The sequence below is a fragment of the Paracoccus indicus genome (assembly GCF_003056335.1).
Lineage (GTDB): Bacteria > Pseudomonadota > Alphaproteobacteria > Rhodobacterales > Rhodobacteraceae > Paracoccus > Paracoccus indicus.
The window spans coordinates 1-15,260 of the sequence record NZ_PYWA01000010.1; the positions used below are offsets into that span (position 1 = coordinate 1).

Sequence of the window (15,260 nt, forward strand, 5' to 3'; positions counted from 1 at the left end):
GCCCTAGCGCGAGCAAAACACCCGATCCCATCCCGAACTCGGCCGTTAAGTGCCGCTGCGCCGATGGTACTGCGTCTCAAGACGTGGGAGAGTAGGTCACCGCCAGACCTGGAAAGAGACGCAAATCCCTCTGAAACGATGTCCAATACCCGATCAGGACAAAATTGGCGCGGGGTAGAGCAGCCCGGTAGCTCGTCAGGCTCATAACCTGAAGGTCGCAGGTTCAAATCCTGCCCCCGCAACCAAAAAATATCACCCAAAATTACAAAACCAAACCCCGCAAAAAAAGCGGGGGCTTCACAACGTCCGGCATCGCAGGAAAACCAACCATGCCTGCAAACGCGCTAGCAAGATCCAGTGTAAGCGTCTAGGCAATCCCGCAGATGGCCCCGACAGGTCGAAAGCATGCCCTCACGTCAGTGAGGCCAGAGGCACCGATGTCCCGGTTTCCATCGAACGCTGTGCGGCAAGGCCCATGAGAACCGCCCATCGACCGTCGGCAAGGCTGACCTCGGCATCGTGCCGACTACCGCGAAGCAGTTCCAAGAACCGCTTGTGCTGGTAATAGGTCGATCCGTTGTGGTCGCCGGCCTCCAGCAGGACCGGATCGACGGGAACCGGTTCCAGCCGCGGGCCCTTGGGGTGGCGGGGTGAGATGATGACCTCGGGGGTGGGTGCGGGGCCCAGGTCCTCGGGCCAGAAACGGCCGGGGCCGGGGACGAAGGCCTCGATCTTGCCCAAGGGGCCGATGGCCGAGATCTGTTCCTGAAAGCGTGCGCCCTCGGCGAACATGCACAGCTCCAGCATGGCGCGTGCCCCGTTGGCGAAATCGACGATGACATAGCCGTGGTCGAAGATGTCGGGCCGACGTCCGCCCAGCACCTCGTCCAGGTGATTGACCGCCTGCCCGCCCGAAGCCATCACCCGCACCGGGTCGGATTGCAGCAGGACCCGCATCAGGTCGAAGAAATGGCAGCATTTCTCCACGAATGTGCCGCCGGTCTGATCGTTGAAGCGGTTCCAGCCGCCGACCTTGTCCAGAAACGGGAAACGGTGTTCCTGGATGGTCAGCATCTTGATGCCGCCGGTGACCGCCTGCGCCTGCTGGATCAGCTTGGCGACGGGCGGCATGTAGCGATACTCCATCGCCACCCAGACCGGCGCGGGATAGCTGGCGGCGAAGGCGTCGATCTGGGTCAGCTGCGACAGGTCGGTGAACAGCGGCTTTTCGACCAGGACCGGCAGGGGTCGGCGCGCCGCGATCGCCTGCAGCTGTTCCAGGTGCCGAAAATTGGGGCTGGCGATCAGCAGGCAGTCCAGATCCGCGACCTCCAGCAGGGCCTCGACGCTGTTGACGAATTGCGCCTTGGGGGCCAGGGCGCGGGCGGCGGCGCGCATGCCTGCATCGGGTTCGAAGATGGCGCCGATGGCGGTATCGTCCAGCAGGGCGATGTTGCGCAGGTGTTCCTGACCCATCATGCCACAGCCGATGATGCCATAGGTGACGGTCCGGGTCTTGGCGTGGACCAGGGTCTGGGTGGTCATGCGGATCTCCTCAGATCAGGCGCTGCACGTAAAGCGCCTTGTCGGTGTCGTACCAGGTGCGCGAGAATTCGACGGCACGGGCGGTCTGCGCCCAGGACAGGCGCTGGATATGGGCGGTGACGGTGCCGGGGCGGGGGGCAAAGCGGTCATGCGACCAGTCGGGGACCGGGGCGATGCCCACGCGATCCTCGGCGCGGGTGATCCACAGCTTCAGCGCCCGCTTGTAGGTCAGATAGAGCGAATCCTGAACCTTGTCGCGCGGCACGCGGCCCGCGCCGCCATCCAGCCAGATCTCCTCGATGGCGATGGGGATGTCGTCTAGGAACCGCAGGCGGCGAAAGCGCGTGCCGTGGTCGGATGTGCCGTAATCGGGCTGCGCGGCATCCTTGGGCAGGTAATCGACCGAGATGATTTCGGCATTGGGCAGACCGCCCCCGCCGCTGGCATGTTCCAGCCGAAACATCGAATAGACCGAGGCCACCTGCTGGCCCGCGCGGACATAGTTTCCCGACCCCTGCCGACGCTCGATCAGGCCCTTGTCCTGCAACTGGGCCAGGGCCTTGCGCAGGGTGCGGACGGTGGTGCCATGCGCCTCGGCCATCTCGCGTTCGGGAGGCAGGCGCTGGCCGTCGACCAGGCGGCCCGCCGCGATGTCGCGGATGACCAACTCCTCGATCTGCAGATGGATCGGCAGGGCATCGGGGCGGGGTGTCGATGTGCGGCGGGTCGAATTCAATTCCCCGACCTCCACTTCGGAATAATTGATGCACCATTGATCTACATCAAGGCCAAGGCTATGCAAGGGGAAAGTTCGGATGAACCCGCGGAGGAAAGCATGACCGTCGTTCCCGTCACATCGGCCGATCTGGACCGCGTCGAGGTCGCGTGGTTCTCCGCGCTCTGTTCGGATGATTTCCGCCATCTGGGGGTTCCCGATGACGATTTGCGGTCGTCCTGGGCGCATTGTTCCGACATCGTGAAGACCGCCGAGGCGCAGGGTTTCGGCAACATCCTGTGTCCGTCATCCTATCAGGTGGGGCAGGACACGCTGTCTTTCGTGGCAGGCTGTGCACCGATCACGGACCGCATCAACATGCTGGCCGCCGTGCGCTGCGGGGAAATGCAGCCGATCATGCTGGCACGCACGGTCGCGACGCTGGACCACATGATGCAGGGGCGGCTGACGCTGAACATCATCTCGTCGGATTTTCCGGGTGAGAAGGCCGAAAGCGAGTTCCGGTACCAGCGCTCTCGCGAGGTGGTGCAGATCCTGAAGCAGGCCTGGACGCAGGACCGGATCGACTTCCACGGTCAGGTCTATGACTTCAGCGATGTGACGACGGACCCGGCCAAGCCCTATCAGACGGGCGGGCCGATGCTTTACTTCGGCGGCTATTCCCCCGCGGCGCTGGATCTGTGCGGCGAACATTGCGACGTCTACCTGATGTGGCCCGAGAAGACCGAGGATATCGCCGACCGGATGAAGGCCGCCCATGCTGCGGCCGAACGTCACGGGCGGGTGCTGGATTACGGCTTTCGGTCGCATGTCATCGTCCGCGACACCGAGGCCGAGGCCCGCGAATATGCCCGCGAACTGGTGTCGAAGCTGGACGACGAACAGGGGCGGCTAATCCGCGAACGTGCGCTGGACGCGGGCTCTCTGGGCGTCAGTCGGCAGGCGCGCAACCGCGAGCTGGCCGATCTGGAAGGATACATCGAACCGAACCTCTGGACCGGCGTTGGGCGGGCAAGGTCGGGCTGTGGCGCGGCCATCGTCGGATCGACCGATCAGGTGCTGTCCAAGCTGGAGGAGTTGCAGAAGATGGGCATCCGGTCCTTTATCCTGTCAGGCTATCCGCATATCGATGAGGCCGAGCATTTCGGATCCCGCGTGCTGCCGCAGATGAAGACATGCCAGTTGAACCGGGAATGGGGCCGCGTCCCCGCCACCACGCCGCAGACGCCACTTGGCGCAGGAGAACGTCGCTGAATGGAACGCGTCACGATTGCCGAAGGTCTGTCCCTGTCCCGCCTTGTCTATGGCATGTGGCGGGTGGGCGATGATGCCGACACATCCCCCGCGCATGTGCGCGCCAAGATCGATGCCTGCCTGGACCAGGGCATCACCACGCTGGACCAGGCCGATATCTATGGCGATTACACCGCCGAGGCCATCCTTGGCGCTGCGCTGAAGGCCGACCCCGGCCTGCGCAACAAGGTCGAACTGGTCAGCAAATGCGACATCGTCGCGCCCTGCGGGAAATACGCGGATGTGTCGTGCAAGCATTACGACACCTCGGCGGCGCATATCCGCGCCTCGGTCGAAAGCTCGCTTCGGGATTTCGGCACCGACCATCTGGACCTGCTGCTGATCCACCGTCCCGATCCGCTGATGGATCACCACGAAACCGGCGGCGCGCTGGATGCGCTGGTGCGTGAAGGCAAGCTGCGCGCGGTGGGCGTGTCGAATTTCCGCCCCTGGGATGTTGAACTGCTGCAATCGGCGATGAACACCCGGCTGGCGACGAATCAGATCGAACTGTCGCTGGCCGGCGTGGCGCCCTTCACCAGTGGCGATCTGGCCTTTCACCAGAAGCGCGGCGATGCCGTGATGGCTTGGTCCCCCTTGGGCGGCGGCAGCCTGATGACCGGCGAAGGCCCGGTGCAGGCGGTGCTGGACGAACTGGCGGGTGAATTCGGCGTCGATCGCGCTGCGGTGGCCGTGGCCTTCCTGCTGCGCCATCCGGCGACGATCCTGCCGGTGCTGGGCACCAATTCGCTGCCGCGAATCGCGGCCATCTCGGATGCGGCGAAGGTCGATCTGGACCGCCAGCAGTGGTTCCGCCTCTATCAGGCAGCCTTGGGCCACGAGGTCGCGTGATGAAGCATGGCGCGGCCACCAGCTTCGTTCCCGACGCCGACAACAGCCGCGACCTGCGCGATGCCTTCGGGCGATTCGCCACGGGCGTGACCATCGTGACGGCGCAGGGACGGGACGGCTGCGTGGCGATGACGGCGAACAGCTTCGCCTCGGTCTCGATGCAGCCGCCCTTGGTCCTGTGGTCGCCGGGGCGGGCCTCGTCGCGTTATCCGGTCTTCGTGGGGGCGGATCACTATGCCATCCACGTGCTGGGGGCCGAACAGGAACCGCTGGCCTTCGCCGTGGCGCGCGATCAATCCGCGCTGCCCGCCGACAAGCTGACCTTGAACGAACAAGGTGTGCCGGTCCTGTCGAACTGCCTTGCACGTTTCGACTGCGCCCGCCACGCTGTCCACGAAGCCGGCGATCATGCCATCATCGTGGGGCAGGTCCTGCGTGCCGAAATGCGCGCGGGCGATCCGCTGGCATTCTTCGGCGGCAGGGTGTCGCGGCTGGACATCGGTTAGGCGTCGCCGCATCCCGCTGAGGAGACGGGTCGCGGTATCGGGCGTAGGGGGAATGATGGGTTTTCTGAGCGGGCTGATCAGGCCCTTGTCGCGGCTGAACGACCACGTCCTGCGTGTCGGCCGTGCCATCGGCATCACCGCCGTCGCCGTCATGGTGGTGGTGACGCTGCTGCAGGTCTTCAGTCGATACGTGTTGAACAGCGCCCTGTCCTGGCCCGACGAGGCCGCACGCTTCTGCATGCTGTGGATGACCGGCCTGATGGCGCCGACGGCCTTCCGCGCAGGCGGCTTCGTCGCAATCGACGTCCTGCCCGAGATGCTGCCCGCCACGGTGGCGCGCATCCTGAACCTGATCCTGCTGTGCGTGTCCTTCCTGGTGCTCTATGTCACCATCCCCATTGCCTGGGCCGAGGTGACGGGCATCGGCGGCCGCTTTGCCAGCGCCTCTCTGCATGTGCCGATCTCGCTCGATTTCAGCCAGTGGTACCGCGTGCCGCGCAGCTGGATGATGGCCTCGCTGCTGGTGGGGGCGGTCATGCTGATCGTCGTCAACGTCGAGCTGCTGCTGCGCAATGTCGCGCTGCTGCTGGGGGTGACCGATCTGCCGCGGATCCCCAGAACCGATACGCAAGGGGCCGAATGATGCTGGTCTGGTTTCTTCCGGTCTTCCTGGTCTTCCTGCTGGTCGGCCTGCCCGTCTTCTTCGCGCTACTGGCAGCGCCGGGGCTGCTGCTGTTCCTGAACGGGCAGGAACGCGACCTGACGCTGCTTTATCGCAACCTCTATAACGGCATCGACAGCTTTCCGCTGATGGCGATCCCCTTCTTCATGCTGGCGGGCGAGATCATGAACCGTGGCGGCATCACGCTGCGGCTGGTCGAATTCAGCCAGGCGCTGATCGGGCATCTGCGCGGCGGGCTGGCGCATGTGAACGTGCTGTCATCGATGCTGTTCGCGGGCCTGTCGGGCAGCGCGGTCGCCGACACGTCCGCCCTTGGATCGATGCTGATCCCCGCGATGGAGAAGCAGGGCTATACCCGCAAGTTCGCCGCCGCCATCACGGCAGCCAGCTCGGTCATCGGGCCGATCATCCCGCCGTCGGGCATCATGATCATCTATGCCTATGTCATGGGCGAAAGCGTCGCGGCGCTGTTTCTGGCGGGCCTGGTGCCGGGGGTGCTGGTCGGCGTCGGACTGATGGCCCTGATCAAGCTGATGGCCGACAAATACGATTTTCCGGTCGCCTCGCGCAAATACACCTGGCCCGAACGCGGTCAGGCCAGCCTCAAGGCCTTCTTCCCGCTGATGACGCCGGTCATCATCCTGGGCGGGATTCTCTTCGGCATCTTCACGCCCACCGAGGCTGCCGCCGTCGCGGTCCTCTATGCGCTGGTGATCAGCCTGTTCGTCCTGCGCACGCTGCACATCCGTGAATTGCCCGACGTGCTGGGCAAGGCGGGGCTGACATCGGCCGTGGTGCTGCTGCTGGTGGGGGCGGCGATGTCGTTCAAGACCGTCGTCTCGCTCAGCCATGCGCCCCAGCAGCTGGCGGAATTCATCCTGATCCTGACCGACAACCCGCTGCTGCTGCTGTTCCTGATCAACATCCTGCTGTTCATCGTGGGCATGTTCCTGGATGCGGGTCCGGCGATCATCATCCTGGGACCGATCCTGGGACCGGTTTTCACCGGCATGGGTGTAGACAGCATCCATTTCGCCATGATCATGTGCGTCAACCTGACGGTGGGGCTGGCAACGCCACCGATGGGGTTGGTGCTGTTCGTCGCCTCGGCCGTGTCGGGGGAACGGGTCTCGACCATCTCGCGGGCGATCCTGCCCTTCCTTGCGGTCGAGATCCTGGTGATCTTCCTGATCACCTATTTCCCCGCCATCTCGCTGACGATTCCGCGCCTGACGGGCTTTGCAAACTGACTGTATTCTGTGGGAGGAACATGATGAAGACGACACTGACACTGGCCGCCGCACTGGCCTTGGGCACGGCCATCGCCCTGCCGGCCATGGCGCAGGAATACACCATCCGCGCCGTCGCCAACTCGAACGAGAACGACGAGGATTACGACGGCCTTCAGGTCTTCAAGTCCTATGTCGAGGCTGCCTCGAACGGTGCCATCGCGGTCGAGATCTACATGGGCACGCAGCTGTGCTCGAACGGTGCGGAATGTCTGCAGGGCGTGGCCGAAGGGTCGATCGACGTCTATATCTCGACCTCGGACGGGGCGGCGGGGCTGTTCCCCTATGTGCAGGTGCTGGACCTGCCCTATGTCCTGCCCAACGACCGCGTGGCCGAGGCCGTGCTGTCGGGCGATTTCACCCGCGATCTGCGCGACCGCACCCTGGCCGATTCGGGCGATACGCTGCGGCTGATGACCATCGGCAACACCGGCGGCTGGCGCAACTTCGCCAATACCAAGAAACAGGTGACCACGCCTGCCGATCTGGAGGGCATGAAGCTGCGCAGCGTCGTGGCCGATCTGCCGCAGGAACTGGTTCGCGCCATGGGCGCATCGCCGACGCCGATCCCCTGGCCCGAGCTGTTCACCTCGCTTCAGACCGGCGTGGTCGAGGGAACGCAGAACGGCATCACCGACATCATGTCGATGAAATTCCCCGACGCGGGTCTGAAATACATCACGCTGGACGGGCACGCCTACATGGGCGCCTTCTGGTGGATGTCGAACCAGACCTTCCAGTCCCTGCCCGAGGACATGCGCGTCATCGTCAACGACGGATTCTATCAGCTGCAACAGGCGACTTTCGCCTCGCCCAAGCGCAAGTCGATCCCCGCCTACGAGGAATTCACCGCGGCCGGTGGCGACATCTATGTTCCCACGGACGAACAGAAGAAGGCCTTCGCCGAGGCAGCCCAGCCCGTCTATGACTGGTTCACCGAAAACGTCGATGGCGGCGCCGAGATCCTGGAAACCCTGCGCGCCGACGTTGCCGAGGTTCAGGGCCAGATGGACGAGAACCGCGCCCGCGACATCCAGTAAGACCGCAAGGGGGGCCATGCGCCCCCCTTCGCCAGCCCGGACAATCACGACATGACGCAGATCACATCCGCCCGCCATGCGGCGCAGGCGTTGCAACGGCTGTTTCCCGGCATCGCGCTGGCGCTGATCGTGGCGATGGCCGCGCAGTTCCTGTCGGACCATTATGGTGCGCCGGTGATGCTGATGGCGATTCTGCTGGGCATCGCCTTCAATTTCCTGTCCGAGCACGACCGCACCGGCCCCGGCATCGCGGTCGCGGCGCGCGTCTTCCTGCGGGCGGGGGTGGCGCTGCTGGGGCTTCGCGTCTCGCTGGACATGATCCGCGACATCGGCTGGGGGTTCGTGCTGGTGATGGTCGGCTGCGTGGCGACGGTGATCCTGCTGTCGGTTCTGCTGGCGCGGCTGATGGGGCGCGACCGTGCCTTCGGTTTCCTGACGGGCGGATCGGTGGCGATCTGCGGAGCCTCGGCGGCCATGGCCATCGGGTCGATCCTGCCGCAGCGTCGGAATTCCGAGCGCGATCTGGCCTTCACCGTCATCTCGGTCACGGCATTTTCGACGGTGGCGATGATCCTCTATCCCATCGTGGCGGGGGCCTTGGGGCTGGATGATCACCAGACGGGGCTGTTTCTGGGCGGGACCATCCATGATGTCGCGCAGGTCGTGGGCGCAGGCTACTCCGTCAACGACGAGACCGGCGACATCGCCACGGTCGTCAAGCTGATCCGCGTCACCCTGCTGGCGCCCACGGTGCTGATCGGCGCGCTGGTCCTGCGCCGCCACCATCCGACGACAGGCAAGAGGCCGCCGCTGATGCCGGGCTTCGTCGTGGCTTTCCTGCTGCTGGCGGCGCTGAACTCGGCGCACGTGGTGCCGCAGGCGGTGATCGACCCGGCCTCGACCCTGTCGCGGTCGCTTCTGGTGACGGCGGTGGCGGCGGTGGGGATGAAGACCTCGCTGGGACGGCTGGTCGATGTGGGTGGTGCGGCCTTCGCCATGCTGACCCTGCAGACGCTGGCCTTGGCCGTCCTTGTGCTGGTTCCGCTGCTGCTCGGGGTGGTCTGAGGAAGCGGCGGTGCGACGTCAAGACACTTGCTAACCCCATGCCGCGGCGACTAGTTTTCGTCAAACGAAGCCGCCCGAAGCGTGATCCCCCAAGGGAATGCCGGACCGGGTGTTTGCCGCGAGGTTCCTGATGTTCGAAACCGTCGATGCCGTCCTGCTGGCCCGGATACAATTCGCCTTCACGGTCAGTTTCCACTTCCTGTTTCCCGCCTTCACCATCGGTCTGGCCAGTTTCCTTGCGGTGCTGAACGGGCTGTGGCTGTGGACGGGGCAGACGAAATACCTGGATCTGTTCCGCTATTGGGTCAAGATCTTCGCCCTGGCCTTCGCGATGGGCGTCGTTTCGGGTATCGTGATGTCCTATCAGTTCGGGACGAACTGGTCGGTGTTTTCCGACAAGGCCGGACCGGTCATCGGCGCGCCCATGGCCTATGAGGTGCTTTCGGCCTTCTTCCTCGAGGCGGGCTTCCTGGGCATCATGCTGTTCGGGCGCGACCGGGTGGGTCCGACGCTGCACATGATCGCCTGTCTGGCGGTGGCGGTCGGGACGGCCATCTCGGCCTTCTGGATCCTGTCGGTGAACAGCTGGATGCACACCCCCGCCGGCTTCGAGATCGACCCCGAGACGGGCCAGTTCCTGCCCACCGACTTCTGGCAGGTGATCTTCAACCCCTCCTTCCCCTATCGCCTGATGCATACGGTGACGGCGGCCTATCTGACCACCGCCTTCATCGTGGGCGGCGTGGCGGCGCTGCACCTGCTGCGCCACCGTCACCGTCCCGATCTGGTCAGCCCCGCGACGCGCACGATGTTTTCGATGGCGATGTGGATGGCGGCGGTCTTCGCGCCGGTCCAGATCTTCCTTGGCGACATGCACGGGCTGAACACGCTGGAACACCAGCCCGCCAAGGTCATGGCGATGGAGGGTCACTTCGAAAGCCACCCCGACGGCGCGCCGCTGTATCTGTTCGGCATCCCCAACCAGGAGGAGCAGCGTCTGGATTATGCCATCGGCATTCCCAAGCTGTCCTCGCTGGTCCTGAAACACGATCTGAATGCCCCCCTGGACGGTCTGGACACCATCCCGCGCGAGGATCAGCCCCCCGTCGCCATCGTCTTCTGGTCGTTCCGCATCATGATCGCGCTTGGCTTCGCCATGCTGGGGATCGGACTGTGGTCGCTGGTGGCGCGGGTGCGCGGACGCCTGTTCGAATGGTCGATGCTGCACCGTGCCGCCGTCGCCATGGCACCCTCGGGCCTGATCGCCGTCCTTGCAGGCTGGGTCACGACCGAGGTGGGACGCCAGCCCTTCACCGTCTATGGTCATCTGCGCACCGCCGACAGTGCCGCGCCGCTTGATGCGGCCGCGGTGGGGGCATCGCTCGTGGCCTTCATCGTCGTCTATTTCGCGGTCTTCGGGGCGGGCACCTATTACATCCTGCGCCTGATGAGCCGTGCGCCTGCGGTTTCCGAACCGCGCCTGAAGGATATCACCGACAGCCCGACGCGCACGGCAGGCACCACGCCCGCCCAGCAGCAGATGACCCGCAAGCACAGCCCTGTTCATCCCGGAGAATGACCATGACCATTGCAGAAGGCGTTTCCTTCGACCTGACCGTCATCTGGGCATTCGTGATTGCCTTCGCGGTTCTCGTCTATGTCGTGTTGGACGGCTTCGACCTGGGCCTCGGCATGCTGTTCGCGACCGAGGATGACGAAGAGGACCGCGACGTCATGATGAACTCGGTGGCGCCCGTCTGGGACGGCAACGAGACCTGGCTGGTTCTGGGCGGCGGGGGGCTTTTCGCGGCCTTCCCGCTGGCCTATGCGCTGATCCTGCCGGCGCTTTACGCCCCCATCATCGCCATGCTGCTGGCGCTGATCTTCCGCGGCGTCGCGTTTGAATTCCGCTGGCGCACCAAGCGCTGGCGCGGGGTCTGGGACGTGGCCTTCATCGGCGGTTCCGCCATGGCGGCGCTGGCGCAGGGCATCACCCTAGGCGGTCTGCTGCAGGGCATCGACATCGACAAGGCCGGGCGCGCCTATGCAGGCGGCTGGTGGGACTGGCTGAGTCCCTTCACGCTGATGGTGGGGATCGCGGTCATGGTCGGCTACATGCTGCTGGGCGCGACCTGGCTGGTGATGAAGACCGAAGGCCCGCTGCAGGAACGCATGCGCCGCAAGGCCTGGGTGCTGGGCATCGCCACGGTGATCTTCATCGGCGTCGTCAGCCTGTGGACGCCCTTCCTGCAGGACGGATACTACAGCCGTTGGTTCGGAGGCTGGAACATCGCGCTGGCCGCCGCCGTCGGCATCGCCGTCCTGGCGCTGGCCTTCGGCATGTTCCGCACGCTGACCGTCCGCCATCACGACTATTGGCCGTTCTTCCTGGCGCTCGGCATGTTCGTCCTGGGGTTCGCGGGCCTCGGCTTTTCGATGTTCCCCTATATCGTCCCGGTCGAGATCACCATCTGGGAGGCTGCCGCCCCCCGCAACAGCCAGATCTTCATGCTGGTCGGTGCCGCCATCCTGATCCCGATCATCCTGACCTATACCGCGTTCTCCTATTGGGTCTTCCGCGGCAAGATCATCCCGGGCGAGGGGTATCACTGATGCGTCAGGGTCTGGGTCGCCTTGCCTGGTTCGTGGGGATCTGGCTGGCCAGCGTCGCCTGCATCGGTGCGGTGGCCTTTCTGATCCGGCTGTGGATCGCCTGACGGCTGCGCGCAATCGGGAGCGGACCACAGGTGCAGCGGCCCGCCCCCTTCCGGCAGATCGTGGCAACGGCCATCCGCACAAAGACGCCATCCGCCTCCCGTGGCCCCCGACGCGCCCAGCCAGACGTCGCGCTGCGGGGACAGTCGGGGGGTATATTCCCAAGCCCCATCCCGCAGGACGGCATCGGGTGGCGGCTCCATCCCCGCGCCGGATGCGGTGATCCGGGCCGCGACGGGGGCCAGCCCCGCATCGGTGACCTGCCAGCGTTCCCACCAGGCTGTGCGTTCCACCGAATGCGTCCATTCCAGCATGAAATCCGCCGTGGCCAGCGACAGCAGAAAGGCTCCGCTGGCCACGCAAAGCATCAGGCGACCACCCTGCGCAGCCGCAGCCAGTGCAGCGCCCCGAAGGTCAGCGCCAGCGCGAAGCCAAGCTCATCCGACATCGGCATTGCCACGATCAGCGAAACGCCTGCCGCGAAGGCCAGCGTGCGCTCGACCACATTGGTGCGGTCCAAGAAGTATCCGACCATCGCCACACCCCACAGGCCCACGCCCAGCACGGTCTTCAGCAGGATATAGGCGACCTCGACCGGATAGCCCCAGGCATCGGCAATGGGACCGCCATCCTGCAGCATCAGCGACGGCGTATAGACGGCCATGAAGGGGATGATGAACCCCGCCGCCGCCAGCCGGATCGCCTGCATGGAAATCTTCAGCCCCGAGGTCTTGGCGATCGGCCCCGCCGCAAAACAGGCCAGCGCCACGGGCGGCGTCAGGTCGGCCATGATCCCGAAATAGAAGACGAACATATGGCTAACCAGCAGCGGAACCCCAAGCTCCATCAACGCCGGACCCGCAAGGGACGAGGTGATGATATAGTTCGGGATCGTCGGGATCCCCATGCCCAGCACCAGGCAGGTCAGCATGGTCAGCACCAGCGACAGGAACAGGTTGTCCTGCCCGATGGCGATGATCGCGCCGATGAAGGTCGACGCGATTCCGGTCAGCGTCAGCGTGCCGATGACGACGCCGACGATGGCGCAGGCCATACCCACGGGCAGGGCATTGCGCGCGCCCTGCGCCAGCGCGTCGCGGACGATGCCAATGGTGGGGCGGGTGCCCTTGAAACCCGCGCAGGCCAGCACCAGCAAGGCGATGACCGCCACCAGCAGGTTGATCCCGTATTTCAGGAACAGCGCCGAGGCGATGCCAAGCGCCAGCCAGAAGACGACACGGAAGGCATAGGGCCCGATCATCGCGGCCAGTGGCGCACCAAGGATCAGAACCGTGACCAGCGCCAGCCCCATGGTGCCCGCAAAGATCGGCGTATAGCCCGCAAACAGTAGATAGACCAAAGCGGCCAGCGGCAGGACCAGCGGCCATTGATCGCGCACCGCATGCCAGGGGTTCGGCAGGCTGGCACGCGGCAGGCCTTTCAGGTTGTCACGCCCGGCCTGCAGCCAGACCATCCAGAAGACCACCCCGAAATAGAGCAGCGCCGGAATGATCGCCGCCTTGACGACCGACGCATAGGGGACGTTCAGGGTTTCCGCCATGATGAAGGCGACCGCGCCCATCACCGGGGGCATGATCTGGCCGCCCATGGATGCCGTCGCCTCGACCCCGCCCGCGAAGGCCGGTTTGAAGCCGGATTTCTTCATCATCGGGATGGTGAATTGGCCGGATGCCACGACGTTGGCCACCCCCGACCCCGAAATGGTCCCCATCAGCGCCGATGACAGCACCGCCACCTGCGCAGGCCCGCCGCGCACGCCGCCGACCAGCCCCAGGGCGAAATCGTTGAACAGGTTCAGCATGCCCGCGCGTTCAAGGAAGGCCGCGAAGACCACGAAGATGAAGATATATGCGCTGCTGACATAGATCGGGCTGCCATAGATGCCCTCGGTCCCGAAAGCGAAATGTTCGACGATCTGCTCGAACCCATAGCCGCGATGGATGAAGGGCGGCGGCAGATGCTGGCCCAGGAAGCAATAGGCCAGGAAGATCCCCGCGATCACCGCCAGCGGCCAGCCCATCAGGCGGCGTGCCCCTTCGAAGACCAGCAGGACAAGGATGGTGCCCATCACCAGATCCATCTGGGTCAGAAAGCCCGTGCGGCGGATCAGGTCGTTGTATTCGACCCAGTTGTAGATGCCGGTGCTGAACCCCAGCAGCCCAAGCGCCCAGAAGAAGACCTGCCCCCGCGTCGTTCTGGCGACAAGGTTGCCGACAAGGCCGAAGCCCAGAAGCAGCAGGAACCCCACATGCATGGCGCGGACGACCTGACTGGGCAGGCTGCCGTAGCCTGCGGCCCACAGCTGGAACAGTGAAAAGGCCACGGCCAGCCAGAAGGCCACGCGGCCCATGATGCCCGTGCCAAAGCCGGGGGGCAGGCCCTCGCTGAATTCGGCCTCGGCGGTGGGATCAAGCGTGGCGGGCCCGCTTGCGGGGGAATGGGATGCGGACATCGGGGACCTTTCCTTGGGGATCGGCCCGCGGCCCTTGCCGCGGACCAAGGGGCGCTTACTCGATCAGGCCGATCTCGCGGTAATACCGCTCGGCGCCCGGATGCAGCGGGATCGAGATCCCGTCCAGCGCGGTGTCGGTCGAAATGCCCCCCGCCGCCGCATGGGCCGAGGTCATGCGGTCCAGATTCTCGAACAGCAGCTTGGTCATCTGATAGGCGGCTTCTTCGCTGACGCCCTCATGGCTGATCAGCATGTTGCCGACGGCGGCGGTCGGCACATCCTGATCCTGACCGTTATAGGTGCCCGCCGGGATGACGCTGGGCACGAAGGGCGCGCCGATGGCCGTCACGGTTTCCTCGGGGATGGCCACGATGCTGATGTCATGGGTCGAGGACAGATCCTTGATGAAGGCCACACCCAGCCCGGATGATTGCAGCGTCGCCTCCAGCTGGCGGTTCTTGATCAGCTCGCCCGATTCCGCGAAGGGCAGGTATTCGACCTTGCCCAGGTCGTCATAGCTCATCCCGGCCGCGGCAAAGATGGCGCGGGCGTTCAGCTCGGTCCCCGATGCGGGGGCGCCCACGGACATGGTCTTGCCGCGCAGATCCTCCAGCGTGGTCACGCCGGCCGATGCGTCGGCGACGATCTGGATATAGTTGGGATAGATGGCGGCGATGGCGCGCAGTTCCTCCAGCTTGCGGGGAAAGCCTGCTTCCTCGTTCCCCTCCCACGCGGCCTGAACGCTGTCGCCAAGGGCGAAAGCGATCTCTCCACGGCCTTGTGCCAGCAGGTTCAGGTTTTCCACGCTGGCCTTGGTGGCCTGTACCTGTGTGCGTGCGCCGTCGATGCCATCGGCGTAGATTTCCGACAAGGCGACCCCAAGCGGGTAATAGACCCCCGAGGTTCCGCCCGTCAGCACGTTGATGAAGTCCTGCGCCTGCGCCATGGGCGCGGTGGCCATCAGGCCTCCAAGGGCGGCCGCGGGGATGGCGGTGGCGATACGATGGAACATGTGGTCTCCTCCCATGATGTTCTGGGGCGGAGGTTAGCAAGCAATCCCCCTT

The 15,260-nt window shown here is 64.9% G+C and carries 14 protein-coding genes, 1 tRNA gene and 1 rRNA gene; 11 read left to right on the forward strand and 5 right to left on the reverse strand.

All coding sequences use genetic code 11. The features are described from left to right. Together rrf and DDE75_RS14980 are read left to right on the forward strand one after the other, a co-directional pair. Nucleotides 1-108 (forward strand): 5S ribosomal RNA (gene rrf / locus DDE75_RS14975); the annotation flags it as partial. A gap of 60 nt (nt 109-168) precedes the next feature. Beyond that, nucleotides 169-245 (forward strand) — tRNA-Met (locus DDE75_RS14980). Between the two features lie 166 nt (nt 246-411). Here DDE75_RS14980 and DDE75_RS14985 read toward each other — a convergent pair. Both DDE75_RS14985 and DDE75_RS14990 read right to left on the reverse strand, forming a co-directional pair. Further along, on the reverse strand, nt 412-1,545 hold the full coding sequence (locus DDE75_RS14985; RefSeq protein WP_108503193.1) for a Gfo/Idh/MocA family protein: 1,134 nt from the start codon (nt 1,543-1,545) through the stop codon (nt 412-414). A 10-nt stretch (nt 1,546-1,555) separates the two neighbouring features. After that, nucleotides 1,556-2,296, reverse strand: a complete 741-nt coding sequence (locus DDE75_RS14990) for a GntR family transcriptional regulator (RefSeq protein WP_245894768.1) — start codon at nt 2,294-2,296, stop codon at nt 1,556-1,558. Nucleotides 2,297-2,380: 84 nt separating this feature from the next. On the opposite strand from DDE75_RS14990, the gene DDE75_RS14995 reads away from it, so the two are divergent. From DDE75_RS14995 to cydB, 9 genes are all read left to right on the forward strand, one after another. Next, a complete protein-coding gene (locus DDE75_RS14995; protein ID WP_108503195.1) occupies nt 2,381-3,535 on the forward strand; it encodes an LLM class flavin-dependent oxidoreductase in 1,155 nt (384 codons plus the stop codon). Further along, nucleotides 3,536-4,426 carry an aldo/keto reductase gene (locus DDE75_RS15000; protein WP_108503196.1) on the forward strand — a complete coding sequence of 297 codons (891 nt, stop codon included), beginning with the start codon at nt 3,536-3,538 and terminating at the stop codon, nt 4,424-4,426. Further along, nucleotides 4,426-4,932 (forward strand): flavin reductase family protein, encoded by a 507-nt coding sequence (locus DDE75_RS15005; RefSeq protein ID WP_108503197.1) that lies wholly within the window; start codon nt 4,426-4,428, stop codon nt 4,930-4,932. The genes DDE75_RS15000 and DDE75_RS15005 overlap by 1 nt, the downstream gene beginning before the upstream one ends. A gap of 55 nt (nt 4,933-4,987) precedes the next feature. Next, a complete protein-coding gene (locus DDE75_RS15010; RefSeq protein WP_108503296.1) occupies nt 4,988-5,575 on the forward strand; it encodes a TRAP transporter small permease in 588 nt (195 codons plus the stop codon). Further along, nucleotides 5,575-6,864 (forward strand): TRAP transporter large permease, encoded by a 1,290-nt coding sequence (locus tag DDE75_RS15015; RefSeq protein ID WP_108503297.1) that lies wholly within the window; start codon nt 5,575-5,577, stop codon nt 6,862-6,864. The genes DDE75_RS15010 and DDE75_RS15015 overlap by 1 nt, the downstream gene beginning before the upstream one ends. Nucleotides 6,865-6,884: 20 nt before the next feature. Further along, entirely contained in the window at nt 6,885-7,943 is a 1,059-nt protein-coding gene (locus tag DDE75_RS15020; RefSeq protein ID WP_108503198.1) for a TRAP transporter substrate-binding protein, read from the forward strand. Between the two features lie 51 nt (nt 7,944-7,994). Next, nucleotides 7,995-9,008, forward strand: a complete 1,014-nt coding sequence (locus DDE75_RS15025) for a YeiH family protein (protein ID WP_108503199.1) — start codon at nt 7,995-7,997, stop codon at nt 9,006-9,008. A gap of 130 nt (nt 9,009-9,138) precedes the next feature. After that, the gene (locus DDE75_RS15030; RefSeq protein WP_108503200.1) at nt 9,139-10,587 is read left to right on the forward strand and encodes a cytochrome ubiquinol oxidase subunit I; all 1,449 of its coding nucleotides are present in this window, start codon (nt 9,139-9,141) and stop codon (nt 10,585-10,587) included. After that, nucleotides 10,584-11,621 carry a cytochrome d ubiquinol oxidase subunit II gene (cydB, locus tag DDE75_RS15035; protein WP_272482571.1) on the forward strand — a complete coding sequence of 346 codons (1,038 nt, stop codon included), beginning with the start codon at nt 10,584-10,586 and terminating at the stop codon, nt 11,619-11,621. Before DDE75_RS15030 ends, cydB begins: the two co-directional genes overlap by 4 nt. Here cydB and DDE75_RS15040 read toward each other — a convergent pair. Genes DDE75_RS15040 through DDE75_RS15050 form a run of 3 tightly spaced genes read right to left on the reverse strand, consistent with a single transcriptional unit; the run spans nt 11,615 to nt 15,208 of the window. Beyond that, complete coding sequence (locus tag DDE75_RS15040) at nt 11,615-12,091, reverse strand: DUF1850 domain-containing protein (RefSeq protein WP_245894769.1); 477 nt, start codon at nt 12,089-12,091, stop codon at nt 11,615-11,617. The two genes, cydB and DDE75_RS15040, sit on opposite strands and share 7 nt — an antisense overlap. Further along, the gene (locus tag DDE75_RS15045) at nt 12,091-14,196 is read right to left on the reverse strand and encodes a TRAP transporter permease (protein WP_108503299.1); all 2,106 of its coding nucleotides are present in this window, start codon (nt 14,194-14,196) and stop codon (nt 12,091-12,093) included. The genes DDE75_RS15040 and DDE75_RS15045 overlap by 1 nt, the downstream gene beginning before the upstream one ends. A gap of 55 nt (nt 14,197-14,251) precedes the next feature. After that, nucleotides 14,252-15,208, reverse strand: coding sequence for a TAXI family TRAP transporter solute-binding subunit (locus DDE75_RS15050; protein WP_108503202.1), 957 nt, complete (start codon nt 15,206-15,208; stop codon nt 14,252-14,254). Nucleotides 15,209-15,260: the final 52 nt, after the last annotated feature.